This window comes from Sphingopyxis sp. P1IMeth2 (assembly GCF_900185685.1).
Classification (GTDB): Bacteria; Pseudomonadota; Alphaproteobacteria; order Sphingomonadales; family Sphingomonadaceae; genus Sphingopyxis; species Sphingopyxis terrae_A.
The window spans coordinates 1,032,418-1,059,238 of record NZ_FYAT01000001.1 but is presented as its reverse complement, the minus strand read 5'-3'; the positions used below and the strand labels follow the sequence as shown (position 1 = coordinate 1,059,238).

28 protein-coding genes are annotated in these 26,821 nt (G+C 66.9%); 12 read left to right on the top strand and 16 right to left on the bottom strand.

Annotation, left to right across the window (positions count from 1 at the left end; all coding sequences use genetic code 11):
- Nucleotides 1-57 precede the first annotated feature (57 nt).
- Nucleotides 58-903 carry a proline dehydrogenase gene (locus P1IM2_RS04980; RefSeq protein ID WP_186401606.1) on the bottom strand — a complete coding sequence of 282 codons (846 nt, stop codon included), beginning with the start codon at nt 901-903 and terminating at the stop codon, nt 58-60.
- Complete coding sequence (locus P1IM2_RS04975; RefSeq protein WP_260833910.1) at nt 900-1,979, bottom strand: GNAT family N-acetyltransferase; 1,080 nt, start codon at nt 1,977-1,979, stop codon at nt 900-902. The genes P1IM2_RS04980 and P1IM2_RS04975 overlap by 4 nt, the downstream gene beginning before the upstream one ends.
- 172 nt (nt 1,980-2,151) lie before the next feature.
- On the opposite strand from P1IM2_RS04975, the gene P1IM2_RS04970 reads away from it, so the two are divergent.
- A complete protein-coding gene (locus P1IM2_RS04970; protein WP_260833909.1) occupies nt 2,152-3,000 on the top strand; it encodes a class I SAM-dependent methyltransferase in 849 nt (282 codons plus the stop codon).
- A gap of 3 nt (nt 3,001-3,003) precedes the next feature.
- Here P1IM2_RS04970 and P1IM2_RS04965 read toward each other — a convergent pair whose 3' ends face one another.
- From P1IM2_RS04965 to P1IM2_RS04955, 3 genes are all read right to left on the bottom strand, one after another.
- On the bottom strand, nt 3,004-3,798 hold the full coding sequence (locus tag P1IM2_RS04965; RefSeq protein ID WP_186401603.1) for a TlpA disulfide reductase family protein: 795 nt from the start codon (nt 3,796-3,798) through the stop codon (nt 3,004-3,006).
- A 149-nt stretch (nt 3,799-3,947) separates the two neighbouring features.
- Nucleotides 3,948-5,315 (bottom strand): sensor histidine kinase, encoded by a 1,368-nt coding sequence (locus P1IM2_RS04960; RefSeq protein ID WP_186401602.1) that lies wholly within the window; start codon nt 5,313-5,315, stop codon nt 3,948-3,950.
- Nucleotides 5,312-5,968 carry a response regulator transcription factor gene (locus P1IM2_RS04955; protein ID WP_062903088.1) on the bottom strand — a complete coding sequence of 219 codons (657 nt, stop codon included), beginning with the start codon at nt 5,966-5,968 and terminating at the stop codon, nt 5,312-5,314. Before P1IM2_RS04955 ends, P1IM2_RS04960 begins: the two co-directional genes overlap by 4 nt.
- Before the next feature lie 127 nt (nt 5,969-6,095).
- Between P1IM2_RS04955 and P1IM2_RS04950 the strand changes: the two genes are divergently transcribed.
- From P1IM2_RS04950 to P1IM2_RS04940, 3 genes are read left to right on the top strand one after another with little or no spacing between them, the layout of a single operon-like run.
- A complete protein-coding gene (locus P1IM2_RS04950; protein ID WP_186401601.1) occupies nt 6,096-7,205 on the top strand; it encodes an efflux RND transporter periplasmic adaptor subunit in 1,110 nt (369 codons plus the stop codon).
- 1 nt (nt 7,206) lies between these two features.
- Nucleotides 7,207-10,317: an efflux RND transporter permease subunit gene (locus P1IM2_RS04945; RefSeq protein WP_186401600.1), complete on the top strand. Its 3,111-nt coding sequence runs from the start codon at nt 7,207-7,209 to the stop codon at nt 10,315-10,317.
- A complete protein-coding gene (locus P1IM2_RS04940) occupies nt 10,314-11,537 on the top strand; it encodes a TolC family protein (protein ID WP_062901564.1) in 1,224 nt (407 codons plus the stop codon). Before P1IM2_RS04945 ends, P1IM2_RS04940 begins: the two co-directional genes overlap by 4 nt.
- A 10-nt stretch (nt 11,538-11,547) precedes the next feature.
- Here P1IM2_RS04940 and P1IM2_RS04935 read toward each other — a convergent pair whose 3' ends face one another.
- Nucleotides 11,548-12,099 carry a hypothetical protein gene (locus P1IM2_RS04935; protein ID WP_062901563.1) on the bottom strand — a complete coding sequence of 184 codons (552 nt, stop codon included), beginning with the start codon at nt 12,097-12,099 and terminating at the stop codon, nt 11,548-11,550.
- Nucleotides 12,100-12,294: 195 nt separating this feature from the next.
- Here P1IM2_RS04935 and P1IM2_RS04930 point away from each other — a divergent pair, with 195 nt between their 5' ends.
- A complete protein-coding gene (locus P1IM2_RS04930) occupies nt 12,295-13,431 on the top strand; it encodes a beta-ketoacyl-ACP synthase III (protein WP_186401599.1) in 1,137 nt (378 codons plus the stop codon).
- A 45-nt stretch (nt 13,432-13,476) separates the two neighbouring features.
- On the opposite strand, the gene P1IM2_RS04925 is transcribed toward P1IM2_RS04930, so the two are convergent.
- From P1IM2_RS04925 to hisB, 5 genes are read right to left on the bottom strand one after another with little or no spacing between them, the layout of a single operon-like run.
- Entirely contained in the window at nt 13,477-14,559 is a 1,083-nt protein-coding gene (locus P1IM2_RS04925; RefSeq protein WP_062901561.1) for a calcium:proton antiporter, read from the bottom strand.
- A 48-nt stretch (nt 14,560-14,607) separates the two neighbouring features.
- Nucleotides 14,608-15,372 carry an imidazole glycerol phosphate synthase subunit HisF gene (hisF, locus tag P1IM2_RS04920; protein WP_186401598.1) on the bottom strand — a complete coding sequence of 255 codons (765 nt, stop codon included), beginning with the start codon at nt 15,370-15,372 and terminating at the stop codon, nt 14,608-14,610.
- Nucleotides 15,369-16,103 carry a 1-(5-phosphoribosyl)-5-[(5-phosphoribosylamino)methylideneamino]imidazole-4-carboxamide isomerase gene (gene hisA, locus P1IM2_RS04915; RefSeq protein ID WP_062901560.1) on the bottom strand — a complete coding sequence of 245 codons (735 nt, stop codon included), beginning with the start codon at nt 16,101-16,103 and terminating at the stop codon, nt 15,369-15,371. The genes hisF and hisA overlap by 4 nt, the downstream gene beginning before the upstream one ends.
- Nucleotides 16,091-16,699 carry an imidazole glycerol phosphate synthase subunit HisH gene (gene hisH, locus P1IM2_RS04910; protein ID WP_186401597.1) on the bottom strand — a complete coding sequence of 203 codons (609 nt, stop codon included), beginning with the start codon at nt 16,697-16,699 and terminating at the stop codon, nt 16,091-16,093. The genes hisA and hisH overlap by 13 nt, the downstream gene beginning before the upstream one ends.
- A 9-nt stretch (nt 16,700-16,708) precedes the next feature.
- Nucleotides 16,709-17,296, bottom strand: a complete 588-nt coding sequence (hisB, locus tag P1IM2_RS04905; protein WP_003041798.1) for an imidazoleglycerol-phosphate dehydratase HisB — start codon at nt 17,294-17,296, stop codon at nt 16,709-16,711.
- A gap of 97 nt (nt 17,297-17,393) precedes the next feature.
- Between hisB and P1IM2_RS04900 the strand changes: the two genes are divergently transcribed.
- The 4 genes from P1IM2_RS04900 to P1IM2_RS04885 are packed head-to-tail and all read left to right on the top strand — an operon-like array spanning nt 17,394 to nt 19,986.
- Complete coding sequence (locus tag P1IM2_RS04900) at nt 17,394-17,876, top strand: SspB family protein (RefSeq protein ID WP_062901558.1); 483 nt, start codon at nt 17,394-17,396, stop codon at nt 17,874-17,876.
- 1 nt (nt 17,877) lies between these two features.
- Nucleotides 17,878-18,189: a hypothetical protein gene (locus tag P1IM2_RS04895; protein WP_062901557.1), complete on the top strand. Its 312-nt coding sequence runs from the start codon at nt 17,878-17,880 to the stop codon at nt 18,187-18,189.
- A complete protein-coding gene (gene fumC / locus P1IM2_RS04890; RefSeq protein ID WP_186401596.1) occupies nt 18,186-19,601 on the top strand; it encodes a class II fumarate hydratase in 1,416 nt (471 codons plus the stop codon). The genes P1IM2_RS04895 and fumC overlap by 4 nt, the downstream gene beginning before the upstream one ends.
- A gap of 22 nt (nt 19,602-19,623) precedes the next feature.
- Nucleotides 19,624-19,986 (top strand): hypothetical protein, encoded by a 363-nt coding sequence (locus P1IM2_RS04885; protein ID WP_254535719.1) that lies wholly within the window; start codon nt 19,624-19,626, stop codon nt 19,984-19,986.
- Nucleotides 19,987-20,010: 24 nt separating this feature from the next.
- On the opposite strand, the gene P1IM2_RS04880 is transcribed toward P1IM2_RS04885, so the two are convergent.
- Complete coding sequence (locus tag P1IM2_RS04880; RefSeq protein WP_186401594.1) at nt 20,011-20,565, bottom strand: DUF2585 domain-containing protein; 555 nt, start codon at nt 20,563-20,565, stop codon at nt 20,011-20,013.
- Nucleotides 20,566-20,626: 61 nt separating this feature from the next.
- On the opposite strand from P1IM2_RS04880, the gene gmk reads away from it, so the two are divergent.
- Complete coding sequence (gene gmk, locus P1IM2_RS04875) at nt 20,627-21,289, top strand: guanylate kinase (RefSeq protein WP_186401593.1); 663 nt, start codon at nt 20,627-20,629, stop codon at nt 21,287-21,289.
- A gap of 74 nt (nt 21,290-21,363) precedes the next feature.
- Here gmk and P1IM2_RS04870 read toward each other — a convergent pair whose 3' ends face one another.
- The 4 genes from P1IM2_RS04870 to P1IM2_RS04855 all read right to left on the bottom strand — a co-directional run bounded on the left by P1IM2_RS04870 (nt 21,364) and on the right by P1IM2_RS04855 (nt 25,079).
- Nucleotides 21,364-21,801, bottom strand: coding sequence for an acyl-CoA thioesterase (locus tag P1IM2_RS04870; protein ID WP_062901552.1), 438 nt, complete (start codon nt 21,799-21,801; stop codon nt 21,364-21,366).
- Between the two features lies 1 nt (nt 21,802).
- Complete coding sequence (locus P1IM2_RS04865; protein ID WP_058812323.1) at nt 21,803-22,585, bottom strand: SDR family NAD(P)-dependent oxidoreductase; 783 nt, start codon at nt 22,583-22,585, stop codon at nt 21,803-21,805.
- Nucleotides 22,586-22,702: 117 nt separating this feature from the next.
- Complete coding sequence (locus P1IM2_RS04860) at nt 22,703-23,872, bottom strand: acetyl-CoA C-acetyltransferase (RefSeq protein ID WP_003041773.1); 1,170 nt, start codon at nt 23,870-23,872, stop codon at nt 22,703-22,705.
- A gap of 52 nt (nt 23,873-23,924) precedes the next feature.
- Nucleotides 23,925-25,079, bottom strand: a complete 1,155-nt coding sequence (locus P1IM2_RS04855; protein ID WP_003041771.1) for an acyl-CoA dehydrogenase family protein — start codon at nt 25,077-25,079, stop codon at nt 23,925-23,927.
- 342 nt (nt 25,080-25,421) lie between these two features.
- Here P1IM2_RS04855 and P1IM2_RS04850 point away from each other — a divergent pair, with 342 nt between their 5' ends.
- Both P1IM2_RS04850 and P1IM2_RS04845 read left to right on the top strand, forming a co-directional pair.
- Nucleotides 25,422-26,291 (top strand): SMP-30/gluconolactonase/LRE family protein, encoded by an 870-nt coding sequence (locus P1IM2_RS04850; protein ID WP_186401592.1) that lies wholly within the window; start codon nt 25,422-25,424, stop codon nt 26,289-26,291.
- Between the two features lie 91 nt (nt 26,292-26,382).
- Nucleotides 26,383-26,703 (top strand): hypothetical protein, encoded by a 321-nt coding sequence (locus P1IM2_RS04845; RefSeq protein WP_186401591.1) that lies wholly within the window; start codon nt 26,383-26,385, stop codon nt 26,701-26,703.
- Nucleotides 26,704-26,821: the final 118 nt, after the last annotated feature.

The following is a 26,821-nucleotide window of genomic DNA, read 5'->3' as shown; positions in this document are numbered from 1 at the left end:
TCTCCCCGGACGGACGCACAACTGGGGCGGCACCGAAACGGGCCGCCCCATTTTGTTTCAGCGATCGGCAAGCCCGATCCGGTCGCGCAGATACCATAAGGGCAGATGCGGCCGCGCAAGCGCCTTGTTGATCGCATAGGGCCACCAGCCGGGACCGAGCGGGACGTAGAGGCGCGTGCCGACCCCGCGCGTCCGCGCGGCGACGAGGGTGCGGCGCCCGGGCAGCCCGCGCAATTGTTCAAGCTCGCACGGGGTTCCCGCCGCAAGCAACCGGTCGAGCGCGGCAGCAGCCAGCGCAGGCTTGTGCGTCGCCACCGCTACGGGTGCCGCGCGCCCGGCGAGAGCGTCGATCAGCGTCCGATAGGCGGCATCGCCATCCGCCGCATCGCAAAGCGGATCGGCCCATTCGCCCTTCACCACCCGGATACGCGCCGATGTCCCGGACAGGCGCGCGGCATCTGCGGCGCTGCGCCGCCAGCGCGCGGGCAAGGCGATGCCGCTGTCCGGAAAGTCGGGCAGCAGGGCGGCAAGCGCATCCAATGTCGCGTCGGCATCGGCGGGGGCATGGGCATCAAGCAGCACCGGCAGCCCCGCGGCCGCGCCCACCTCGGCAATCCGGCGCAGCCGCTGCGGACAAAAGCCCAGCGGCGGCGCCTTGACCGACAAATAGCTTCCCGGCGGCAGCGGAGTGGCGGCGATCCGGCCGTAAGCAGCCACGATGGCGTCGGCGTCATCGGCATCGCCCTGAAAATAGCCGATCGTCACCGCGATACCGCCGCGCGACAGCCGCCGGGCGACCCGTGAGCCCGCCGCGGCGTCGGGAACCGGAAGCCAGCTGCCCGCCTGCTGCGGCAGTGCATAGCGCCGCGCGCGCAGCCAGCGCCAGAGCGGCCTATCCTTCATGTGCTGCGCCGGACCAGGCGTTGCCACACCCAATGGGCGCCGTCGGCGGCGAGCGCCAGCGCCCCCGACACGCTTGCCGGATAGGTGCGCACGCGCACGCACGCGCGCTGTTCCTGCGTCCAGAAGCGGGTGATCCAGCCCTCGGCCTCGCCGAGCAGTTCGTAGCTGCGCAGGCCCTCGCCCGCCGCCCAGCGCAGCGTGTGGAGCATCAGCAGCGTCCCCGGCGAGCATTTGCCGAAGCGGTCGTCGTGGCCAATCTTGAACAGCCAGTATCGATCGTCGCTGACCAGCGCCAATTGCATCGCCACCGCTTCGCCGCCGATCCGCATGAAGGACAGCCGGAACCGGCCCTCGGCGGCGGCATCGCGAAAAAAGCGGCGGAAGAAGGTCTCGCGGCGGCGGTCGACCGCGATCGCGCTTCCCGCCTCCAGCTTCCAGCTCTTCGCCTCGACCCCGATCGCTTCGTCGAACAGCGCGTCGAAATCCTGCAGGCCCGGCGCCAGCGTCTCGAACGTGACCGGCCCCAGCGCCTCGGCGCGCCGGGCCGCGCGCCGGAAATCGGACCGGCGGCCCGAATTGAAGTGGCTTTCGGGATCGCGCCAGCTTTCGTCGAGCACGATCAGCGGGCAGGGCATCGCCGGGCGCACCGACAGCAGGCCGCGCCCGTGCATCGCGCGGCGCAGCGCCGGCAGCAGCGGCGAGTCGGCGGAAATCCGGTCGAAGGAGAGCGGCTGGTGCAACCGCGCGAGCGCGCCCGCGATCGGGGCGGCATCATCGGGCCGCGCCGCAAGCAGATCGCCCGGCTCGAACAGTTCGCGCGATCCCGCGATGCGCCAGCGGCCGATCGCGCCCGCGTCGCGGCACAGCGGCAGGAGCGCCGAAATCGTGCGGCCGGCGCGCAGTCCGAGCAGCTTGCGGCGCTGCCCTTCGATCAACGGGGTCAGCGCGGCGGCGAAGGCGTGACTCTGGGTCGGCCAGCGGCCATGGGGTTCGAGCGCGCGCCATTCTTCGGCCAGCCAGGCGCTGCCGTCCCAGCGCGCAAGATCGATCGCGCGCGCCGAATGCGGCGGCGCCATTTGCGCGTGTCGGTCGGCGCGCTTGAAGAAATGCGCATGCAGCAAATTCTGCCCCTCTCGCCTGCGCGAATAGCGCGGAAAGGCTAATAAATGTCTGCGCGGCGCGGATCATCGCTTGACGCCGCGCGGGGCTTGCGGGAGGCAGGCGCGATCGATGCGACGGGAGGCGGCGATGACGGGCGACAAGACATCGGTGTTCGCGGACGACTGGTCGGGCGAGATGGGGCAGCGCTGGTTGCGCAATGTCGACCATTTCGAAGCGATGCTGGAACCGATCGGCACCGCGCTGCTCGATCGCGCAGCGATCGCGGCGGGCGAGCGCATCGTCGATCTGGGGTGCGGGGGCGGCGCGACGAGCCGCGCGATCGCGGCGCGCGTCGGACCGCGGGGAGCAGTGCTCGGGCTCGACATCTCGCCCGACCTGATCGTCGCGGCGCGCGCGCGGGCCGGCGCCGACTTTCCCGCGCTGCGCTTTTTCTGCGGCGATGCGGCGAGCGCGGTGCTGCCGGCAGCACCTTATGACCGGCTCGTCTCGCGTTTCGGCAGCATGTTTTTCACCGATCCCGTCGCCGCCTTTCGCCACTTGCGAACGCAGCTCGTGCCCGGCGCGCGCTTCGACCTCGCGGTCTGGGGACCGCCACGCGACAATGTCTGGATGATGGCGGTGATGGGGGTGATCCGCGCGCACGTCGACGTACCGCCCGCGACGCCGCGCGCTCCGGGGCCCTTCGCCTTCGAGGATATCGACTATCTGCGCGGCCTGCTCGCCGATGCCGGCTTTGCCCAGGTCGACATCGACGACTGGCGCGGCGATCAGGCGATCGGCGGGCCGGGGCGCACCCCGGCGGAGGCCGCCGACTTTGCGCTCGGATCGATGTCCGCTGCGCGCGTGCTGAGCGAGGCGGGCGCCGATGTGATGGCAGTGGCGCGCGCCGATCTGGAGCGCGTCTATGGCGAGCATCATGATCCCGAAGCGGGGGTTCGCCTCGGCGCGCGCGCCTGGCTGGTGACCGCCGCCTGAGCCTTAGCGCCGCGCGATCAGCGCCAGCCCGTCGGCGAGTGCGGCGCGCGATATTTCGCCGCTGTGACGGCGGACAATCCGGCCCTTGGCATCGACGAACAGGGTCGTCGGCAGCACTAGCCCGCCCGCGGCATCGCCCGTCCGCCCGCTATGGTCGAGATAGACGTGCGTGCCCGTCACCTTGCGCTCGGCCAGATAGGCGGCGACGGTCGCGCTGTCCTGCCCCTGATTGACCAGCAGGATGGGCACGCGCGATGTCGCCGCAACCTCGGCGAGCATCGGCAGTTCGCGCTGGCACGGCGGGCACCATGTCGCCCACAGGTTGATGACCATCGGCTTCCCGCGCAGCGTATCGAGCGCGATCGCGCCCCCCTCCATGTCGGTGAGCATCAGCCCCCGCGCGAGCGGGCGCGGCGCGGGTTCGAGCGCCGGCGCCGCGACCGCATGAACCGCCGCCAGCCCGGCGAGCACGCCAAGCAACAGCGCTGTCGAGCGCGAGCGGCGGAGCCAGACGGCCACCGCCACCCCCGCCGCAGCGATCCCGGCCCAGGGCAGGAAACCACCCTGCCAGACCGCAAGGATCGACCAGGGTTCGGGTGCATAGGCATCGGCGTGGCGCACCACATAGGCGGCGCGCGCCACGAGCAGCCCCACGATGACGGCGATCCAGCTCGCTGTCGCCGCGCGCATATCGCCGCGCGCCGCGATCAGGCTGCCGCCCGCCAGAAACAGCCAGACCAGCGCGACCGCGAGCAGGCGGTCGGCGGCAAGCGCGAGCGGCCCGAGCGAAATCGTCATCGGCGTGGCCGCCGGGCTGCGCGATATGGTCGCGGCGATTTGGTCACATCCAAGTCAATTTCCTTTTGGCTCCCGAAGCGCCCCCTTTGCGCAATCTGATCGGCGAAACGGCGGCGAAAGAAAAGGGACGGCCGCCGGACAGTCGTTCGTTACATGTCGCCCCCGGGCCAATCGCCGATGCGGAGCGTAGCGACCGTGCCGCCCGACGGTGCGCGATCGAGCGCTACATCGCCCCCATAGTCGCGCGCCACATCGCGCGCGATGGCAAGGCCAAGGCCCGATCCGGCGCCGGGGCCAGCGCCGCGCGCGCCGATGCCGAACATAGCATCGCGCTGATCGGGCGGAACGCCCGGCCCGTCGTCGGTAATGGCAATGCGGCGCGCGGCGCCGGCGAAACGATAGTCGATCGTGATGCCCGATCGCGCCCATTTTCCGGCATTGTCGAGCAGGTTCGACAATATCTCGCTCAGATCCTCGGCATCCATGGGAAGCGAAGGGGCAGCGGGATCGAGCGCCGCGGCGGTCGCCGCGAAGCGCTTGCCCGGATGGCAGCGTTCCATCGCGGCGATCAGCGGCGGCAGGATCGCGGCGAGCCGCACGCCGCCGACCACCCCCGCATGCGACCCGCCCGACCGGACGCGCGACAGATGATAGTCGATCTGGCGCTGCATTGTCTCGCTTTCGGACAGGAAGACGTCGGCCGCAGCGCTTTCGGTGCCGCGCTGTTGAAGCCGTTCGGCCTCGTCGGTGACGACGGCGAGCGGGGTGCGCAGCGAGTGCGCCAGCGCGCCCGCGGCGACACGCCCGCGTTCCACGATCTCGGCGTTGCGCGCCAGATAGCTGTTCAACGGATCGACGAGCTGGCGGATTTCGTCAGGAAACAACCCCTCGATGTGATCGGCCTGCCCGCGGCGCAGCGCCGCGATCCGCGCGGCCAGCCGGTTGAACGGCCGGAAGCCGAGCGTGATGATCGCAAGGCCGCTTGCCAGAAGCGCGAGCGCGAGCAGGCTGAGCCACAGACTGAGCTCGCGGGTAAAGCTCGCGATTACGGCGCGCAGCAGGCGCTCGTCGGTGGCGATGACGAAATGCAGCGGGGCGCCGCCCGGCACGGCGCGCTCGAAGCCATAGGTGATCGTGGGCCCCGTTGGGCCGTTTTCGACGCGGTGCAGGATGTCCGGGCTGTGCGCGACATCCTCGTCGAGCGCGCCGCGCGTCATAGAGGGCGACTTCAGCGAGCGATAGCCGGGGCGCCCGATCTGCCAGTAAAATCCGGACAGCGGCACCGCATAGCGCGGATCGGACAGCGGCCGCGACAGGCGGGGGTTGCCCGCCGCATCGAGCACGGTCAGCTCGGCGAGCTCGCGGACATGAACCTCCAGCTCTTCATGATATTGCTGTTCGACATGGCTGCTGAACAGCCGCACCGACGAAAACCACAACGCGCCGATGCCCAGCGCCACCCAGATCAGGATGGCGGCCAGAAAGCGCGCGCGCAGGCTGGAAAAGAGTCGGGTCACAATTCGAGCCGATATCCCAGGCCGCGCACGGTGCGAATAGCGTCGCGTCCGATCTTGCGGCGCAGCCGGCTGATATGCGCCTCCACCGCGTTGCGGTCGCGCTCGGCTTCGAGTGCGTAAAGCTGATCGAGGATGTCGGCTTGCGACAAGATATGTTCGGGACGCCGCATGAAGAGGTGCAGCAGCGCGAACTCCTTGCGACTGAGCGTCAGCGCTTCGCCGTGCAGCGTCGCGGTGGACGCGACGGGGTCGAGCGAAAGCGGGCCGACCGTCAGCGCGTTGCTGCCGCGCCCGCGTCCACGCCGCCACAGCGCATGCAGCCGCGCCAGCAGCTCTTCGAACCGCACCGGCTTGACGATGAAATCATCGGCGCCGCTGTTCAGCCCCTCGACCTTTTCACGCCAGTTGCCCCGCGCGGTCAGGATCAGGATCGGCACCGTCCGCGCGGCGCCGCGCCAGTAGCGCAGCACATCGATCCCGTCGCCGTCGGGCAGTCCCAGATCGAGGATCACCGCGCCCAGCATGTCGATGTCGGGCCAGTCGCGGGCGTCGCCCGCCGACGCGGCGCTGTCGACGGCAATCCCCGCCGCCACCAGCCGCTCGGTCAGGCGGCGGCGCAGTTCGGGATCGTCTTCGACCAGCAATACGCGCATCGGCATCTTGTCCTTGTAGGGATGATCTCATCGTCTTCATCCCGGTGTGATGGTCCTAGCGCAATTGCCTGACGCGACACTGACAAAATGTCAGGCTGGCGTCAGACTCGCTTGGCAGACGGCAGCCATGGACAGGAAAGCCCTTATCGCCGCATCGACCGCGCTCGCCCTTGCGGCGGGGGCCGCAACCCTCTGGTGGTCGAAGGAGGCGCCCCCGCCTGCGCCCGACGGCGGCGAAACGGCCATCGCGCCGGGCAAGCTGACCGCCCGACAGATCGAGAAGCTCGGCATCGCGACCGCAGTCGCGGCGGCCGCCAGCAGTGCCGAGCTTGGCGCGGTCCCTGCGACCGTATCGCTGCCCCCCGATGCGCGGGTCGCGGTGACCGCGCCATTCGACGGGATCGCAGTACGGCTGTTTGTTGTCGAGGGCGAGGCGGTAACGGCCGGTCAGCCGCTCGCCAGCATCCGCGCCGCCGAGCCTGTCCAATATGGCGCGGCGCTGGCGCGCGCGCAGGCGCAGCTGGAAGTTGCGCGCGCCGCCGCGGGCCGCACCGGCCAGCTCGCCAAGGAAGGCATTGTCGCGGGCGCCCGCGCCGACGAGGCGCGCGCCGCGCTGCGCGAGGCTGAGGTCAATGTCGCCGAAAACCGCCGCATTCTCGCGCAGGCCAATGCCGACGGCAGCGGTATGATGACGCTGCGCGCGCCGATCGGCGGCCGGATCGCAGCCGTCAATGTGCAGGCGGGCGGTCCGGTGGGTGGCCTCAGCGCGCCGTTCATCGTCGAAAACACGGCGCGGCTGATGCTCGATCTGCAAATCCCCGAACGGCTCGCGGGCGCCGTTCATCCGGGCACCCCCGTCGAAGTCCGAATGCCCGGCACCGCGCCCGCCACGGGCCGCGTCATCGCGGTCGGCGGCTCGATCGACCCTACGACGCGCGCGCTGACGGCAAAGGCGCGCCTCGACGCCGCGCCCGCACTAGTCAGCGGCAAGTCGGTCGTCGCGATCCTCGGCGGCGTTCAGCCCGTCGCCGGTGCGAGCATCCCTTCCGCCGCGCTGACACGGGTCGGCGACAGGGATGCGGTTTTCGTGAAGGGGGCGGACGGATTCGCGCTGCGCCCCGTCACCGTCGCCAGCCGCGTCGGCGCCAGCGTGACGATAACCGCCGGACTGAAGCCCGGCGAACGCGTCGCAACCTCGGCAATCGCCGAACTCAAGGCCGTGCTGGGCGGCGAATAGGATGCTCGGCAAACTCGTCGAAAAGGCGCTCGCGCTGCGCCTTGCCGTCATCGGTGCCGCGCTGCTGCTGGGCGGCATCGGGGCCTGGTCCTTCGCCAATCTGCCGATCGATGCCTTTCCGGACATCAGCTCGACGCAGGTCAAGATCATCCTGAAGGCGCCGGGAATGACCCCCGAGGAGGTCGAGAGCCGCGTCATCACGCCGATCGAGATGGAGATGCTGGGCATCCCCGATCAGGCGAACCTGCGCTCGGTAGCCAAATATGCGATCGCCGACATCACGATCGATTTCAAGGACGGCACCGACATCTATTGGGCGCGCAGCCAGGTCGCCGAGCGGCTGTCGAATGTCGCGGGCGACCTGCCGGCGACGGTCGAGGGCGGGATGGCGCCGATCTCTACCCCGCTGTCCGACATGTATATGTTCACGCTCGAAGGGCCACAGGATCTGACCGAAAAGCGGCGGGTACTCGACTGGATCATCCGCCCGGCGCTGCGCACCGTTCCCGGCGTTGCCGATGTCAACGCGCTCGGCGGCTTCGCCGAAACCTTCGAGGTGCGCCCGGACAATGGCGCGCTGGCGGCGGCGGGGCTGAGCGTCGAGGATCTGCGGGCGACGATCGAGGCGAGCAATCGCAACGACGGAGCCGGTCGGCTCAAGATCGGCGACGAAGCGCTGATCGTGCGCTCGGTCGGCGCTATCCGCACGCTCGACGATCTCGCCTCGGTCGTGGTGCGCTCGCGGGATGGCGGTATCGTGCGCGTCGGCGACGTCGCGGCGGTGCGCGCCGGGCATCTGACGCGCTATGGCGCCGTCACGAAGGACGGCAAGGGCGAGGCGGTCGAGGGGCTGATCATCGCGCTGCGCGGCGCCGACGCGTCGAAGGTCGTCGACGGGGTCAAGGCGCGGCTCGCGGAAATCCAGCCCAGCCTGCCGCGCGGGATGCGCGTCGACGTCTTCTACGACCGGTCCGACCTCATCGAACGCGCGGTCGGGACGGTCGAGAAGGCGCTGATCGAAGCGACGATCCTCGTCGTCATCCTGCTACTCCTGTTTCTGGGCGATGTCCGCGCGTCGGTCATCGTCGCACTCGCTCTGCCGATGGCGGCGCTGCTGACCTTCATCTTCATGCGGGCGATCGGACTCACCGCCAATCTGATGAGCCTCGGCGGGCTTGCCATCGCGGTCGGCATATTGGTCGACGGCGCCGTTGTCGTCGTCGAAAATGTCGTCGAGCGCTTGTCCGATCCCAGGCATCGCCGGATGGGCAAGTTGCATGCTGTGTTCGTCGCCGCGTCCGAAGTCGCGATGCCGGTCGCCTCGGGGCTCCTCATCATCGCGCTCGTGTTCCTGCCGCTGCTCACGCTCGAGGGGCTGGAGGGCAAGCTGTTCGCGCCCGTCGCGCTGACCATCGTGCTCGCGCTGCTTTCGGCGCTGGTCCTGTCGCTGACGCTGGTGCCGGTGCTCGCCTATTTCATCCTGAAGCAGCAGGACGGCCACCGCGAACCGCGCCTGATGCGTTTCCTGGCGCCGCGTCACGCGCGGGCGCTCGAATGGGCCTTTGCCCACCGCCGGACCGTCGCCGGGATTTCCGCGATCGGCCTGCTGCTCGCCGGGGTCGCTTATACGGTGACGGGCAAGACCTTTCTGCCGACGATGGACGAGGGGTCGACGATCGTTCAGCTCACCAAGCTGCCAAGCATCAATATCGAGCATAGCGCCGCGGGCGACATGAAGGTGCAGCGCGCAATCCTCGAACAGGTGCCCGAAGTTACCAGTGTGATCGCGCGCGTCGGCAGCGACGAGCTCGGCCTCGACCCGATGAGCCCCAATGAAACCGACAGCTTTCTTAAGCTGAAGCCGCGGTCCGAATGGCGCGTTGCCGACAAGGATTGGCTCAACGACCGGATTCGGGCCGTGCTCGCCGATTTTCCGGGGATCGATCCCAGCTTCACCCAGCCGATCGAGATGCGCGTTTCCGAAATGCTCACCGGTGCGCGCGGCGATCTGGCGATCAAATTGTTCGGCCCCGACCTTAAGGAACTGGCGCGGCTCGCGGGCGCGATCCAGGGCCGGCTCGAAACGATCCGCGGGACGAGCGAGGCGATGACGGTCGCCAACGACAGCGTCGATTATCTGCAGATCGACATCGATCGTATGGCCGCAGGGCGGGCGGGAATGCCCGTCGACATGCTGCAGGACATGATGCGCGCCGATGTCGAGGGCGTCCGCGCCGGCACGATCGCCGAAGGCGCGCGCCGGATTCCCGTGGTTATTCGCGGCGAAGGCGGCGACGGCATGGACGCGCAAAGCTACACCGACCGTCTCTATCGCACCCCCGCCGGGACTCTTCTTCGCACCAGCGATGTCGCGGCGATCGCACAGGTCGCGGGGCCGGTGAAGCTCGAACATGAAAATGGATCTCGCTTCGCGCTCGTGCAGGCCTTCGTCAGCGGCCGCGACCTTGTCGGCTACGTCGAGGAGGCTAAGGCGGATATCGGCAAGCATGTGAAACTGCCGCCCGGCTATCGTATCGTCTGGGGCGGCCAGTTCGAGAATCAGCAGCGGGCGGCCGCACGCCTGATGATCGTGCTGCCGATCGCGGTGCTGATGATCTTCGTCGTTCTTTATCTGACGCTGCGCTCGCTGCGCGCGGCGGCGCTGATCCTCGTCAACATACCCTTTGCGGCGGTGGGCGGGATGATCGCGCTCGCACTATCGGGCGAATATCTGTCGGTTCCCGCCTCGGTCGGCTTCATCGCGCTGCTCGGCATCGCGGTGCTCAACGGGCTCGTCATGGTCAGCTATTTCCGTCAGCTGCGCGAACGCGGCGTCCCGCTGCACCAGGCGGTGCGCGAGGGCGCCGCGCGGCGTCTGCGCCCGGTGCTGATGACCGCGAGCATCGCCGCCTTCGGCCTCGTCCCGCTGCTCTTCGCGTCCGGTCCGGGGTCGGAAATCCAGCGCCCACTTGCCATCGTCGTCATCGGCGGACTGGTGACGGCGACGCTGCTCACACTCATCCTGCTGCCCATCCTGTACGAGCGCTTCGGCGAAAGCGCTGCCGAGCGCGGCGCGGGCGATCAGGATCATCCTGCCGGAGCCCCTGCATGACCCGCCTTCTGTTCCTTGCCGCCAGTCTGGCCCTGACGTCGCCTGCCGCCGCCGAGCCGGGACTGTTGCCCGAAGCCGTGGTGCGCGAGGCGCTCGACGCCCACCCCTCGGTCATTGCGGCGAGAGCCCGTGTCGATGTCGCGGCGGCAGAGAAGCGCGCGCTCGAAGCCGGACCCTATGAGTTCAGCGTCACCGGCAGCTATGTCAGCCGCAGCATCGACCGCGAGGGGCGCTTCAACGAATATGACGCGATCCTCGCGCGTCCGGTTCGTATGCCGGGCAAGGCGCGGCTGGACCGCAAGGCCGGCGCGCTGGGCGTCGAGGCCGCCACCAATCATTTCGAAGATGCTCGGCATCAGGCCGCGTTGTTGCTCAACGCGCTGTGGTGGGACTGGGTCGGTGCCAACGCCGAGGCCGTCGTCGATGCGCAGGGCGTCGAAAATTATGCAACGCTGGTCCGGATCGTGCGCCGACGGGTCGATCTGCGCGACGCCCCGCAGCTTGAGGCCGATCAGGCCGAAGCCGCGCTGGCGGAGGCGCGCCTGCTCGCGGCCCAATCGGCGGGGCGCGCCGATCTGGCACGGGCCCGGCTTGCCGCACAATTTCCGGGTATCGCCCTGCCCGCCGAGGCACCGACGCTCGCCACGCCGACCTTCGATTCAGCCGGGGCGTCGCAGATGCGCGATCAGGTCATCGAACGCAGCCACGAAATCGCTGCCGCCGATGCCGAGGCGCGGCGCTTTGGTGCACTCGCCGAACGCGGGCGGCAGGACCGGATTCCCGATCCCACCGTCGGCCTCCGGCTGTTCAGCGAACGCAGCGGCGCCGAACGGGGCGCGGGTCTGACCGTAACGATCCCGATCGGCGGCAATCACCGCGGCGCCATGGCGGCGCGCGCGGCGTCCGAGGCGCAGGCCGCGGCGGCGCAGCTCAGCGCTGTCCGCTTCGATGTGCAGGAAATGGCCGACGGCGACCTCGCGCGCGCTGCCGCGGCTTATTCGGCGTGGCAGCGCGCCGATCAGGCGCGCGCGGCGCAGATGGCGGCGCTCGCCAAGCTTCGCCGCGGGCAGGATCTGGATGCGATCGATCTCGCCGACGTCCTGCTCGGAGAGCGCCAGACGCACGCGTCGTTCCGGGCCGAAACGATCGCCCGCACCGAAGCGCTGCGCGACATCACCCGGCTGCGCATCGACAGCCATAATCTGTGGATCAGCGAATAGGCCGCGCCGTTCAATTCGCCGGCTTCGTCACGTCGATCTTTTCGACCCATTCGGGATAGAAACTCGGTTCGCGCGCCGACCAGCCGGGCGCGGTGGCGGCGGCTTCGCTGATCGACTGGAGCAGCAGCTTGCGCTTGTCTGGGTGCAGGTGCGGCAGCGATGCCGCGGCGCAGAAGGCGCCGGGCAGCCATGGGCGCGCGTGCGCGCCGAGCAGACGTTCATAGAGAAAGCGATAGGCGGCGAAGGTGGGCAGGCGATCCTGCCCCAGATCGAAGGCCGATACCGCGACGAGCGGCGCCATGAAGCCTTCGAGCGCGTCGAGTCCGCTGTCCTCCGGAATATGGGTGCGAATGTCGCATAGCCGCTGATAGACGCGGGCTTGAACGCGGATTGCCGCTTCTTCGACCATGTCGCGCGACCAGCGTTCGATTGCATCGTCACGCTCGAGCCCGATATCGAGCGAGCGGCGAATATAGCGCTGCGTCCCTGCAGCGAAGCCCGCAAATTCCTTGATTTCGGCGAGGGACAAATCGCCGGATGCCGGTCCCGAACGCGTCGCCATGGTCATGCTCCCGCTTGCGCACCCCGGGGAGCCGTCCCCCCGGAGGCTTGCATCGAACAGTCTGCCACTGAAATGGTTAGTGGCCGGTTAACCATGACGTCGGCGCGCGTTCAGCTTCGCTTGTGGGGCGTTGCGCCGCGCCGCGACCGGGCCTAATCAGCGTGTCATCAGACCATAAGACACGCAGGGACAACAATGTCGCACGCACCGCAGCCGGTCATTTCCGCCACCGGCCTCTTCACCCCCGCCGAACGCATCACCAACGAAGAACTTGTCGCCAGTTTTAACCGGTATGTTGCGCTGCACAATAGGGAAAATGCCGCGGCGATCGCAGCGGGCGAGATCGACGAACTCGCTGAATCGAGCGTCGATTTCATCGAAAAGGCGAGCGGCATCGGATCGCGCTACGTCGTCGACAAGGCGGGCATCCTGGACCCCGAGCATATGGCACCGCGGCTTGCCGAGCGGACCAATGACGAGCTGTCGATCCTCGCCGAGATCGGCGTGGCGGCCGCAAAGGACGCGCTGGCGCGCGCCGGCCGCGATGCCGCCGACGTCGATGCGGTGCTGTGCGCGGCGTCGAACATGCAGCGCGCCTATCCCGCAATGGCGATCGAGATTCAGCAGGCTTTGGGCATCGACGGCTTTGCCTTCGACATGAATGTCGCCTGCTCCTCGGCGACCTTTGGCATCCAGACCGCGGCCGACTATATTCGTGCGGGGCATGCAAGGAGCGTGCTGGTCGTGAACCCTGAAATCTGTTCGGGGCACCTCAATTGGCGCGACCGCGACAGCCATTTCATCTTCGGCGACGTCGCCACCGCGATTCTCGTCGAGGACAAGGCCATCGCGCCGGCGGGGCATTGGGACATATTGGGTACGCGGCTGAAGACCGTTTTCTCCAACAATATCCGCAACAATTTCGGCTTTCTGAACCGCGCCCACGGCGCCATCGACCAGTCGGGACCGAAGACCGACAAACTGTTCGTCCAGGAAGGCCGCAAGGTGTTCAAGGAAGTGGTGCCGATGGTTGCCGCCATGATCGTCGAGGAAATGGAGAAACTCGGCCTGCAAGGCGCCGACATGCGCCGTCTGTGGCTGCATCAGGCGAACACCAATATGAACCGCCTGATCGCGCACAAGGTGCTGGGGCATGAGGCAAGCGCCGACGAAAGCCCGACGGTGCTCGACACCTATGGCAATACCTCAAGCGCCGGGTCGATCATCGCCTATCACCTGAACCACGAAGATATGCAGGCCGGCGATACTGGGCTGATCTGTTCGTTCGGCGCCGGTTATTCGGCGGGTACGGTGTTCATTCGCAAGACGTGACCGCCAAAATCGTCACCTCCGCGAAGGCGGGGGCGACGGAACCGCTTACGGCACGAAGGTCGTGAACAGATAGATTGCGAACAGCATCAGGTGGATCGTGCCCTGCAGCACGGTCGTTCGCCCGTTCGCCAGCGTCTGTGACGCGACGATCAGCGACAGGAACAACAGCACCGTCGATTTGGCATCGAGGCCCAGGCTGATCGGCATGTCGGTGGCGATCGACAGGATCGCGACCGCCGGGATGGTCAGTCCAATCGTCGCCAGCGCCGATCCGAGCGCAAGGTTGAGGCTGGTTTGCAGCCGATCGGCCTTTGCCGCGCGTACTGCTGCCAGTCCTTCGGGGGCGAGGATCAGCGCCGCGATCAGAACGCCGAGCACCGCCGGCGGCGCGCCCGCTTCGGCGAGCAGCGCGCCGATCACCGGAGACAGCGCTTTCGCCAGCAGCACGACCCCGAACAGGCACGCGACGAGCAGGGCGAGCGACAGCCACATCCGCTGCGCCGATGGCGGGGCGGCGTGGGCGTCGGGTTCGTCCTGCGCTTCGCCATCGGGCAGGAAATAATGGCGGTGGCGCACGGTCTGGACGAGCGCGAAGGTTGCATAGAGGATGAGCGACACCACCGCGACGAAGCCGAGTTGCGTCGCCGAATAGCGCGGCCCCGGCGCGCTCGAGGTGAAATTGGGGAGCACCAGCGTCACCACCGTCAACACGGTGAGCGTCGCCAGCGCAGCGCCCATTCCGGTGCGCTGGAACCGTTGTTCATGATGGCGGATCGCGCCGCTGAGCAGACAAAGCCCCATCAGCAGGTTGATGATCACCATTACCGCCGCGAACACCGTGTCGCGCGCTAGCGTCGCCGCCTTTTCGGGCTCGGCCTGCATCAGTGTCAGGATCAGCCCCACCTCGATCACCGTCACCGCCAGCGCGAGGATCAGCGTCCCGAAGGGTTCGCCGACGCGGTGCGCGACGACTTCGGCATGATGGACCGCGGCGATCACCGACCCGGCGAGGATAACCCCGACCAAAAAGGGATTGAGCGGTATCGCCAGGCTGGCGATCGCGGTACCGAAACCGAGGATCGGAAGCAGGTCGTTGATACGGTCGGCGAGGCGGAGCTTGGCTGTCATCGGCTTTCTATTGCAGCCGCTTGGCCTCAGCGCCAGTCCTTCAGGACATCAATGCGCGCGCACCGGCAGCCCTGCGGCGGCGAGCCGCGCATGCGCCTCGGCGATCGTCGCTTCGCCGAAATGGAAGATGCTGGCCGCGAGCACCGCGCTCGCGCCGCCTTCGATCACGCCGGCGACCAGATGGTCGAGATTGCCGACACCGCCCGATGCGATCACCGGTACCGACACCGCATCGGCAATCGCGCGGGTGAGCGCGAGGTCATAGCCGTCCTTGGTCCCGTCGCGGTCCATGCTGGTGACGAGCAATTCGCCCGCGCCCAGTTCGGCAAGGCGCACCGCATGGGCAAGTGCATCGATCCCCGTCGGGGTGCGTCCGCCATGGGTGAAGATTTCCCACCGCCCGTCTGCGACGCGGCGCGCGTCGATGCTGCCGACCGCGCACTGGCTGCCGAAACGGTCGGCGATGTCGGCGACAAGTTCGGGGCGCGCCACCGCGGCGCTGTTCACCGCGACCTTGTCGGCGCCCGCTAGGAGCAGCGCGCGCGCATCGTCGGCGCTGCGCACGCCGCCGCCGACGGTGAGCGGCATGAAGCAGACTTCGGCGGTGCGTGCGACCATGTCGAGCAGCGTGCCGCGCCCTTGGTGGCTCGCGGAAATGTCGAGGAAGCAAAGCTCGTCGGCGCCCGCCGCGTCATAGGCGCGCGCGGCTTCGACCGGATCGCCGGCGTCGCGCAGGTCGACGAAATTGACGCCCTTCACGACGCGCCCATCAGCGACGTCGAGGCACGGGATCACGCGGACGCGGACGGTCATGCCCGCCCCGCCGCGATCGCTTCGGCGAGGTCGAGGCGGCCGTCATAGAGCGCGCGGCCGGTAATCACGCCTTCGATCCCGTCGGCGACGCGCGGGCGCAGCGCATGGATGTCGCCAATATCCGCAACGCCGCCGCTCGCGATCACCGGGATGGCGACCGCGCGCGCCAGCGCCACGGTCGCGGCGACGTTGCAGCCCTTGAGCAGCCCGTCGCGCCCGACGTCGGTGAACAGCAGCGCAGCAACGCCGGCATCTTCGAAGCGCCGCGCCAGATCCTCGACGCGCACGTCGGAGACGTCGGCCCAGCCTTCGGTCGCGACCATGCCATCGCGCGCATCGACGCCGACGATGATCCGGCCCGGAAGATCGCGCGCGGCCGATTTGACGAAATCGGGGTCTTTGAGCGCCGCGGTGCCAATGATGACGCGCTCTACCCCGAGCGCGAGCCAGCGATCGACGCCCGCGCGATCGCGGATACCGCCGCCGACCTGCACCCTGCCCGGAAAGGCCGCGACGATGCTTTCGACCGCCGCGCCGTTGACGCTTTCACCGGCGAAGGCGCCGTCGAGATCGACGACGTGCAAATGGCTGGCGCCCGCGTCCGCGAACAGCCGCGCCTGCGCCGCCGGATCGTCGCCATAGACGGTTGCGCGCGCCATATCGCCTTCGGCGAGCCGCACCACCTGCCCGCCCTTGAGGTCGATCGCGGGGAAGATGATCAGGGGCGCCATGCGAGGAATCTTTCGAGGGTCGCGAGGCCATAGGCCTGGCTCTTTTCGGGGTGAAACTGCACGCCGACGATATTGTCCTTCGCCACCGCGGCGGTGAAAGGGCCGCCGTGACTGCTCGTCGCCGCGACATGCGCCGCGTCGGCGAAATGATAGCCGTGCAGATAATAGGCCTCGCCCGCAGCCAGCACCGGATGCGCGAAACTTGGCACGACATCGTTCCAGCCCATGTGCGGGATGCGCAGTCCCGGCGCCGGCGTGAAGGCGCGCACCGTTCCGCCGATCCAGCCGAGCCCTTCGTGCCGCCCATGCTCCTCACCCGCGTCGGCGAGCAATTGCATCCCGACGCAGATGCCGAGGAAGGGCGCGCCCTCGCCGCGAACGCGCTGCTCCAGCGCCTCGATCAGCCCGGGAATTGCCGCCAATCCGTTCATGCACGCGGCAAAGGCCCCCACACCCGGCAGCACGATGCGGTCGGCTTGTCCCACGACATCGGGATCGGCGGTGACGACAACATCGTCCGCGCCCGCCGCGACGAGCGCATTATGCACCGAGCGAAGATTGCCCGCGCCATAGTCGATCAGGGCAATGGCGCTCATGGACGGCCCCTAAAGGACACCCTTGGTCGACGGAATCGCGTCGCCCTTGCGCGGATCGATCTCCACGGCTGCACGCAGCGCGCGGGCCAGCGCCTTGTACATGCTCTCCGCGATATGGTGGTTGTTCTCGCCATAAAGCGTTTCGATGTGGAGCGTGATCCCGGCGGTCTGGGCAAAGCTGTGAAACCAGTGCGGAAACAGCTCGGTATCCATCTCGCCGAGCCGCGGCTGCGAGAAGGCCGATTTCCAAACGCAGTGCGGGCGCCCCGAAATATCGAGGATGCAGCGAGTCAGCGTTTCATCCATCGGCGCATGGGCTTCGCCGTAGCGGGCGATACCGCGCTTGTCGCCGAGCGCCTTCGCCACGGCCTCGCCGAGCGCGAGCGCCGAGTCCTCGACCGTATGATGCTGGTCGATGTGCAGATCGCCCTTCACGGTCATCGAAATGTCGATCAGCGAATGGCGCGACAATTGTTCGACCATATGGTCGAGGAAACCGATTCCGGTGGACACCGAATAGTCGCCGGTGCCGTCGAGGTTGACGGCGATCGCGATATCCGTTTCCTTGGTCGTGCGCTGGACGGTGGCGGTTCGCATGGCATGCCCCTTAGAGCCTAATTTTCGCGTTGCAAGGCGACTCTGCCCCACAGACCCCCCTTGACCCGCGCCCGTCGTCCGTTCATCCCCCACCGCCATGAGTGATGACGTTCGCGACAGCCTGATTCCCTATGACGAAATCGTGCAGGACGCGCTGCGCGCCGTGGTCGGCCGCGTGCTCTCGCAAGTCGAGGGATCGGACCATCTGCCCGGCGAGCATCATTTCTACATCACCTTCAAGACGCAGGCGCCGGGTGTATCGATCCCCGCGCATCTGGTTGCCAAATTCCCCGACGAAATGACGATCGTCCTCCAGAACCGCTTCTGGGACCTGAAGGTCGAAGAGGATCTTTTCAGCGTCGGCCTGTCGTTCAACCAGACGCCCTCGACGCTGGTGATCCCCTATGCCGCGATCACCGCCTTCGTCGATCCGTCGGTCGATTTCGGCCTGCAGTTCCAGGTCAGCGAAGACGAGCTGGAGCAGCCCGAGCCGCATGACGAAGCCGATAATGACCGCCCCGATGTTGCGGTCGAGGACGGATCGAATGTCGTGACGGTGGATTTCGGCAAGAAACGATAGGATGGCGGGCCCCAACTGGCCCCCCAGCCGCTTCTGGCAATATTGGGCACTCGCAGGGATGCTGGTGTTGACCGCCGCCTTCTGGTGGGGTGTCGAGGGCTATGCCCGGTTCGAAAGCGGCGTCGGCGATGCGATCGTCGACGGGCTGCTGCGCTTCAGCCTGCTAATCCTGACCCCGGCGCTGCTGATCGTCTGGGCAGCCGCAGCCTGGTTCCGGCGACGGATTGGCGAAGGCGGCTATTGGCAGTTTCTGGGCATGGTCGCGCTGATCTGGGCCGGCGCGGTGGCGGTGACGAGGATATTGATAGGATGAGCGGCACGCGGATCGAGAGCGACAGCATCGGCGAGATCGCGGTCCCGGCGAACGCCTATTGGGGCGCGCAGACGCAGCGTTCGATCGAGAATTTCCCTTTCGGCGCGCGCGAGCGGATGCCGATCGAGATCGTTCATGCGCTCGCGCTGGTCAAGCAGGCGGCGGCGCGGGTGAACCGTCGGCGCGGCCTGTCCGCCGAAAAGGCCGACGCGATCGAAGCGGCGGCGCGCGAGGTCGCCGACGGGAAGCATGACGACCAGTTCCCGCTCGTCATCTGGCAGACCGGCAGCGGCACCCAGTCGAACATGAATGTCAACGAGGTGATTGCCGGGCGCGCCAATGAGATGCTATCGGGCCAGCGCGGCGGCAAATCGCCCGTGCATCCCAATGACGACGTCAACCGCAGCCAATCGTCGAACGACAGCTTCCCGACCGCGATGCATGTCGCCGCGACACTGGCGATGACGCACCGGCTGATGCCCGCGCTCGACCGTTTGATGGACGCGCTGCTTGTGAAGGCGAAGGCGTGGGACGATATCGTCAAGATCGGCCGCACCCATTTGCAGGACGCCACTCCACTGACGCTGGGCCAGGAGTTTTCGGGCTATTATGCGCAGCTCCGCCTGTGCCGGACGCGCACCGAACCGATGGTCGACCATGCCATCACCCGGCTTGCGCAGGGCGGGACCGCGGTCGGCACCGGGCTCAATGCCCCGGCGGGTTTTGCCGAGGATATCGCGGCCGAACTGGCGGCGATCACCGGGCTTGGCTTCAAGAGCGCACCCAACAAGTTCGAGGCGCTGGCGAGCCACGACGTGCTGGTTGATCTGTCGGGCCGGCTCAACACGCTCGCAGTCGCGCTGACCAAGATCGCCAACGACATACGCCTGCTGGGATCGGGGCCGCGCGCCGGCCTGGGCGAGATCGACCTGCCAGCGAACGAACCCGGCAGCTCGATCATGCCGGGCAAGGTCAATCCGACCCAGTGCGAAATGCTGACGATGGTGGCGGCGCAGGTGATCGGCAATCATCAGGCGGTAACCGTCGGCGGGATGCAGGGGCATCTTGAACTAAACGTGTTCAAGCCGCTGATCGGCGCCAATGTGATGCGCTCGATCGATCTGCTCGCGACGGGGATGGAAGGCTTTGCGGTGCGCTGCGTCGAGGGAATCGAGCCCAATCGCGCGCGCATTGCCGAACTGGTCGACCGATCGCTGATGCTGGTGACGGCGCTGGCGCCCGAAATCGGCTATGACAAGGCCGCGAAGATCGCCAAACATGCGCATGAGACGGGATCGACCTTGCGCGCGGCGGCGCTCGACCTCGGCTATGTCGACGCTGCGACCTTCGACCGCGTCGTCAACCCGCGGCACATGCTCGGCCCGGAACCCGAATCGCCTGCCGGGGATTGATAGGGGGAGGAAGGATATGAAGATGATGGGACGGATCATCGGCGGCGTGATCGGGAGCGCGATCGGCCGCAGGAAAGGCAATCATACGATGGCGGGCGCCGTGATCGGCGCCGGGACGCTGTTCGTCGCGCGGCGGATGTTCCCGCAGCGCTATGCGGCGCTCGCCGCGACCGCTGCGGCGGCCTATCTTACCAAGAAATGGGCCGACCGCGCCGAAGCGCGGCATGCCGCCGAGGCCGCGCATCGCGCCGACAGCGCGCTCGCGCAGGAGGGCGTCGTCGATCCCTATGCGGGGATCGTCCACACCGACGGCCAGGATCTGGGCGACGCCCTGCCGCCTGCGATTCCGGTGGACGAAAAGGCGCCGCGCCCCGCCACCCACTGAGCAGCGTGCACCGAGCAGCGAGCGCTATCCGCCCGCCTGCCACTCCTTCACCGCCTCGATCGGTGTGACCAGCATGAGTATGTTGAGCGTCAGATTGTCGCGGATCGCCCACAGGGTGAAGAGTTCGAAGGCGAGCGCGAGCGTGACGGTCGTCCACCAGCGCATCCGGCTGGCGGCCAGAAATCCCAAGATCATGAAACCGGCGTCGCTGACCGAATTGAGTACCGAATCGCCCGCATAGCCATAGGCCATGGTGACCTCGCGGTAGCGGTCGATGATAACCGACGAATTTTCCAATATCTCCCATGCGCCTTCGATCCCGATCGCTACGGCGAGCGCGGCCCACAGCGGCGCGCGCGGCATCAGCCAGCGCGACAGGCCGTAAAAGATGAAGCCGTGGATGATATGGCTGAAGCTGTACCAGTCCGAAATCTGCTGGCTGTTCTGGTTTGATTGGACGGTGCCGTGCCAAAGGCTGATCGTGCCGCAGGGGCAGATCGGCGGGCGCCCCATCGCGATCAGGATCGCGGCCAGCAGGCCGAGCAGCCCCGCCGCGACCAGCCAACCCGTGCGCGACATTCCCCGCATCCCTGTATTCCTTCCCGCTTGACCGCCGCCCTCGCTCGGGCAATTAGCGCCCATGGCTGAAAGCGTCCACCTCAACCGCCGCGGCGTCCTGTTCGTCCTCTCCTCGCCCTCGGGTGCAGGCAAGACCACCATCTCCAAAAAGATGCTCGCGGGCGACCACGACATTGCGCTGTCAATCTCCGCCACCACGCGGCCGATGCGTCCCGGCGAGCAGGATGGGGTCGATTATCATTTCGTCGACGTCGACACGTTCAAGCAGATGGCCGCTGATGGCGAGTTTCTCGAATGGGCGCATGTCTTCGGCCATCGCTACGGTACCCCTCGCGACCGCGTCGAGGAACTGCTCGCAGCCGGCAAGGACGTGCTGTTCGATATCGACTGGCAGGGCGCGCAGCAGCTCTATCAGGAAGCGGGCCCCGATGTGGTGCGGGTGTTCATCCTGCCGCCGACGATGGAGGAGCTCGAACGCCGGCTGCGCGCGCGCAACACCGACAGCGACGAAGTGATCGCGGCGCGGATGGCACGCGCGGCGAACGAGATCAGTCACTGGGACGGCTATGACTATGTGCTGATCAATGACGATATCGAAGGCTGCTTCGAGGAAGTGAAGGCGATCCTGCGCGCCGAGCGGCTGAAGCGCCGCCGCCAGATCGGCCTGATCGGGTTCGCCCGCGATCTGATCCGCTCGGTGCCCGAGGCGGACCCGACACTTTAGAGCGCCGTCATTGCCACCCCGGCGAAAGCCGGGAGATTACCACGTCGCCGTTGGTTCCTCGCAATGACGAAAGCTCAACCCGGCCGCGCCAGCTTCGCTTCCAGTTCCCTTACCATTTCGGCGCGCAGCGGCTTGGCGGCGCCGTCGGTGCGGCACACCACGACCGTATCACAGGTCGCGATGCAGCGACCGTTCTGGAACATCGCCTGTACGATCGTCCAGCTCGACGTGCCGAGGCGGCCGATGCCGGTCGCAATTTCGACCGGGTCGGGAAAATTTCCCTCACCCAGATAGTTGATCTCGACCGCGGCGACCATCGTGCGCTCGTTCGCCGGGCGCTCCTCCCAAGGACGGATTTCGCGGTTCAGTAGCACGCGGCCGCTTTCAAACAGTGCCGCGAAGGCCACATTGTTGAGGTGACCGTTGATGTCCATGTCCTGGAACCGCGTCTGCAGATCGAGGTGGACAGGGTAGCTGGCGGCATCGAGCCGCCAGCTTTCCGGTTTCGGCATGTCAGCGCGGACCCATGCGGATGCCGCCGTCGAGGCGCACGTCCTCGCCGTTGAAATAGCCGTTTTCGATCATGGTCAGCGCGAGACCCGCATATTCGGCCGGGTTGCCGAGGCGCTTCGGATTGAGGACCGAGGCCGCGAGCGCATCGCGGACATTCTGCGGCGCGGCGCCGAGCAGCGGGGTGTCGAAGATGCCCGGCAGGATCGTGTTGACGCGGATGCTTTCCGCCGCAAGGTCGCGCGCGATCGGCAGGGTCATGCCGACGACGCCGCCCTTCGATGCCGAATAGGCTGCCTGACCGATCTGGCCGTCCTCGGCCGCGACGCTCGCGGTGTTGACGATCGCGCCGCGTTCGCCATCTTCCATCGGGTCGAGCGTCATCATGCCCGCCGCCGACTTGGCGATGCAGCGGAAGGTGCCGACTAGGTTGATCTGGATGATCCAGTTGAAGGCATCGAGCGGGAAATGCTTGATGCTGCCGTCTTCTTTCGACCGGCTGGCGGTCTTGATCGCATTGCCGGTGCCGGCGCAGTTCACAAGGATACGCTCCTGACCGATCGCGGCGCGCGCCTTTTCGAAGGCGGCGTCGACCGACGCATCGTCGGTGACATTGCATTCGCAGAAAACGCCGCCGAGTTCGGCAGCAAGCGCCTCGCCCTTTTCGGCCTGCAAATCGAAGATCGCGACCTTGACGCCCTTCGCGGCAAGTGCGCGCGCGGTGGCGGCACCAAGGCCCGAAGCGCCGCCGGTGACGACGGCGGATACGGTGGAATCGAGTTTCATGTCATGTCCTTTCCCTGAAAAATGCGTGTTCCGGCGAAAGCCGGAACCCAGAGCGTGAACAACTGACGCCCGCGTCAGGCCGCCCTGGGCTCCGGCTTCCGCCGGAGCACAAGATCGTTAGAGCCGCTCGACGATGGTGACATTGGCCTGGCCGCCGCCTTCGCACATCGTCTGAAGACCATATTTGCCGCCGGTGGCGTCGAGCACGCCGAGCAGCGTCGCCATCAGCTTGGTTCCCGAGGCGCCAAGCGGGTGGCCGAGCGCGATCGCGCCGCCATGCTGGTTGAGCCGCGCATGGTCCGCGCCAAGATATTTGAGCCAGGCGAGCGGTACCGGCGCGAACGCCTCGTTCACTTCATAGGCGTCGATGTCCTCGATCCGCAGACCCGCCTTCTTGAGCGCCTTTTCGGTCGCGAACAGCGGCTCTTCGAGCATGATGATGGGGTCGCCCGCGGTCACCGAAATATGATGGATGCGCGCGCGCGGGGTCAGCCCATGATCCTTGAGCGCCTGTTCCGACACGATCAGCGCGGCCGACGCGCCGTCGCAGATCTGCGAGCTGGTCGCCGCGGTGATGGTGCCGCCTTCCTGCAGGATCTTCACCCCGGCAATGCTTTCGAGCGTCGCGTCGAAGCGGATCCCCTCGTCGACCGTGTGGCGCTGCGGCCCTTCGGGCGTCTCCACCTCGATCCCGACGATTTCATTGCCGAACAGCCCCGCCTCGGTCGCGACGCGGGCGCGGCGATGGCTTTCGAGCGCGAAGGCATCGAGGTCGTCCTTGGTGAAGCCGTGCTTCTTGACGATCATCTCGGCACCCATGAACTGGCTGAACATGATGCCGGGATATTTTTCCTCGAGCCGCGGCGACTTATAATTGCCGAGCCCTTCCTTCATGAACAGCGTCGCGACGCTGCCCATCGGTACGCGCGTCATGCTTTCGATGCCGCTGGCGAGGACGATATCCTGCGTGCCCGACATCACCGCCTGCGCGGCGAACATCATCGCCTGCTGCGACGATCCGCACTGCCGGTCGATCGTCACCGCGGGGATCGAATCGGGAAGCTTCGAGGCGAGCACGGCATTGCGGCCGAGGTCCATCGTCTGCTCGCCGCCCTGGCTGACGCAACCGGTGATGACATCGTCGATCTTCGACGTGTCGAAGTCGTTGCGGTCGGCGATCGCGTCATAGACCGCGGCGCCGAGGTCGACAGGGTGAACACCGGCGAGCTTGCCGCCGCGGCGACCGCCGGCGGTGCGGACGGCATCTACGATATAGGCTGTGGCCATGGAGAGTTCCTTTCCGATTGTCGCCGCCCCTGCGAAGGCGGGGGCGACGGGATTAAAGCTTGCGCCCGATCAGTTCCTTCATGATCTCGTTCGTGCCGCCAAAGATGCGCGTCACGCGCGCCGCGCGCCAGGCGCGGGCGATCGGATATTCGTTCATATAACCCGCGCCGCCGAACAGCTGGAGACACTTGTCCATCACTTCCCACTGAAGATCGGTGTGCCACAGCTTCGCCGCAGCGCCCTCTTCGGGGGTGAGTTCCTTCTTCAGATGTCGCGCGAGCGCCCAGTCGAGGTGCGCCCAGCCGACCTGCAGCTTCGCCTTCAGATCGGCGAGGACGAAGCGGCTGTTCTGGAAATCGAGGATCGGCTTGCCGAACGCCTTGCGGTCGCGCGTATATTCGACAGTATCGTCGAACGCGCGCTGCGCCGAGGCCTGCGCCGACACGGCGATCGACAGGCGTTCCTGCGGCAGTTCGCTCATCAGATAGATGAACCCCTGTCCCTCTTCGCCGAGACAGTTAGTGATGGGGACGCGGACGTCGTTGAAGAAAAGCTCCGACGTGTCGGCTTCGTCCTGCCCGATCTTGTCGAGGTTACGGCCGCGCTGGAAACCGTCGCGATCGGCCTCGACGAGCACGATCGACACCCCCTTCCACGCAGGCTGCACCTCGGTGTCGGTCTTGACGCAGACCAGGACCAGGTCGGCGTTCTGGCCGTTGGTGATATATGTTTTCGACCCGTTGATGACATAATGATTGCCATCCTTCTTTGCGGTCGTGCGCATGCCCTGAAGGTCGCTGCCGGTACCCGGCTCGGTCATCGCGATCGCGGTGACCACTTCGCCCGACACCATCTTGGGCAGCCAATGCTTCTTCTGCTCTTCGCTGCCGTATCGGACGATATAGTTGGTGACGATATCGGACTGGAGCGAAAAGCCGGTGGTGACGCGGCCATAATAGGCGCTTTCCTCGTCGACGATCGCATTATAGCCGAAGTCGAGGCCCAGCCCGCCATATTCTTCGGGAACGGTGGGGCACAGCAGGCCCAGCTCGCCCGCCTTGGGCCACAAATCCTTCGGCACGATGCCGTCCTCAGCCCATTTCGCTTGATTGGGCGCGACTTCTTTTTCGAGGAACTGGCGCACCGTCGCGCGGAACGCCTCATGATCGTCGGTGTAAGCGGTGCGCGACAGATTATCGAGCGACATCCTTCTTCCTTTCCCTGAGCGCGTCCGGACGATTTCGGGGAGCCGGTGCGCGAAACGGGGCCGCGCCGGGGCACGTCCTTCGCTTGCTAATGGACCTTACGTTTACGTCCACGTCAAGTAGAAATGCCGTTACGGCATAAAACGCACGCGAAGCCGCCCACCGTCTTGTCGCCCCGGACCGGATACCGGACCCATGCGCCCCGCGCGGCGAGAAACGACCCCGCATCAAGTCAGTGACGATGAACGGAATTTGCGCCGAGGCGGCTGTTCCATAATCGAATCGGGCACCGAATAGGTTTGCGGGCGCTGGGCAGCGCCGCCGCGCCGCGCTAAGCCGCTGCGATGGTCGATCTCCTTCTCGATGCGCAGGCGCTGCTCGGCGAATCGCCGCGCTGGCACGCCCCCGAAGCACGCCTTTACTGGGTCGATATCGATGCGCATCGCATCCATCGCACCGATCCCGCGACTGGCGCGACCGAAACGATGCAGCTCGACCAGCCCGTCGGCTGCGTCGCGCCGCGCGCGGGCGGCGGGCTGGTCATGGGCCTCAAGGACGGCTGCGCGCTGATCGACGCGTGGGGCGAGGCCCCGCGCCCCTTCGGTCCGGCGGTGCTGGCGGGCATAGCCGAACAGCGCTTCAACGACGGGTGCGTCGATGCCGCGGGCCGCTTCTGGATCGGCAGCGTGACGCGCGACAAGTCCAACCCGGGCGCAATGCTGTTTCGCCTCGACCCCGACGGGACTCTGCCTCCGATGCTCGGCGGGCTGCTGACGAGCAACGGCGCGGCCTTCAGCCCCGACGGCCGCACCTTTTATCATGCCGACACGCCAACGCATGCGCTGCACGCCTATGCGGTCGACCCCGCGACCGGCGCGCTTGGAGACGGCCGGCTGTTCCACCAGTTCGAGCAGGGCAAGGGCCGCCCTGACGGCGGAACGGTCGATGCCGAGGGCTGTTACTGGTCGGCGCTGTGGGACGGCTGGCGCGTCGTGCGCCTGTCGCCCGCGGGCGAGATTCTCCAGACGGTCGAGATGCCCGTCCAGCGCCCCTCGATGATCGCGCTGGGCGGCGCCGACCTGTGCACCGCCTTCGTCACCAGCGCGGGCAAAGACCTGTCCGACGACGCGCGCGCGGCCCAGCCGCACGCCGGCGGCCTCTTCACCTTCCGCGTCGATGTGCCAGGGATCGTCCAGCCGTGCTTTGGCGGGTGAGTTCGACGGGCGCGGTATGGCGGGAAGTGACCGGTTGCGGTGCGCATGACTGAGCGTCAGAATATAGCCAGCCGCCCGGAAGGATTTTGACGTGCCGGAGCCTTTGGCAGAGACATTCACATTCGCCAGCGGCGAGAAGCGATATGTCATGTTTCTCCGCTTTGACGTTCGTAATTATCCACGCTTTCTCGAATATTTGAAGGAAACCCTCGGTGTGGAAATGGGTAGCGTCAAGAATATGGTGTTCGCGAAAGCCTCCGATTTTAAACTCGGCGGTATTGGTTACACAGCAGTGGCCGGCGATTCAGACGATTGTCACGTCGTTGCTTCCAATGAGGCCGCCAGGATCGCCCTGCTGGCGAAGATTTTTGGGCCCAACCATCAAAGCGAGGGTCATACGAAAGCTTATTAGCCAGACGAAACCGTCGGTCCTTGCCTCTCGATCGTTAAGTCCGCCCCACACCCATCCGAACATTCCTGCAACAACTGGAGCTCCGCCGGGGCCTGGCCTCCTCGGCTTGCGCGCTGCC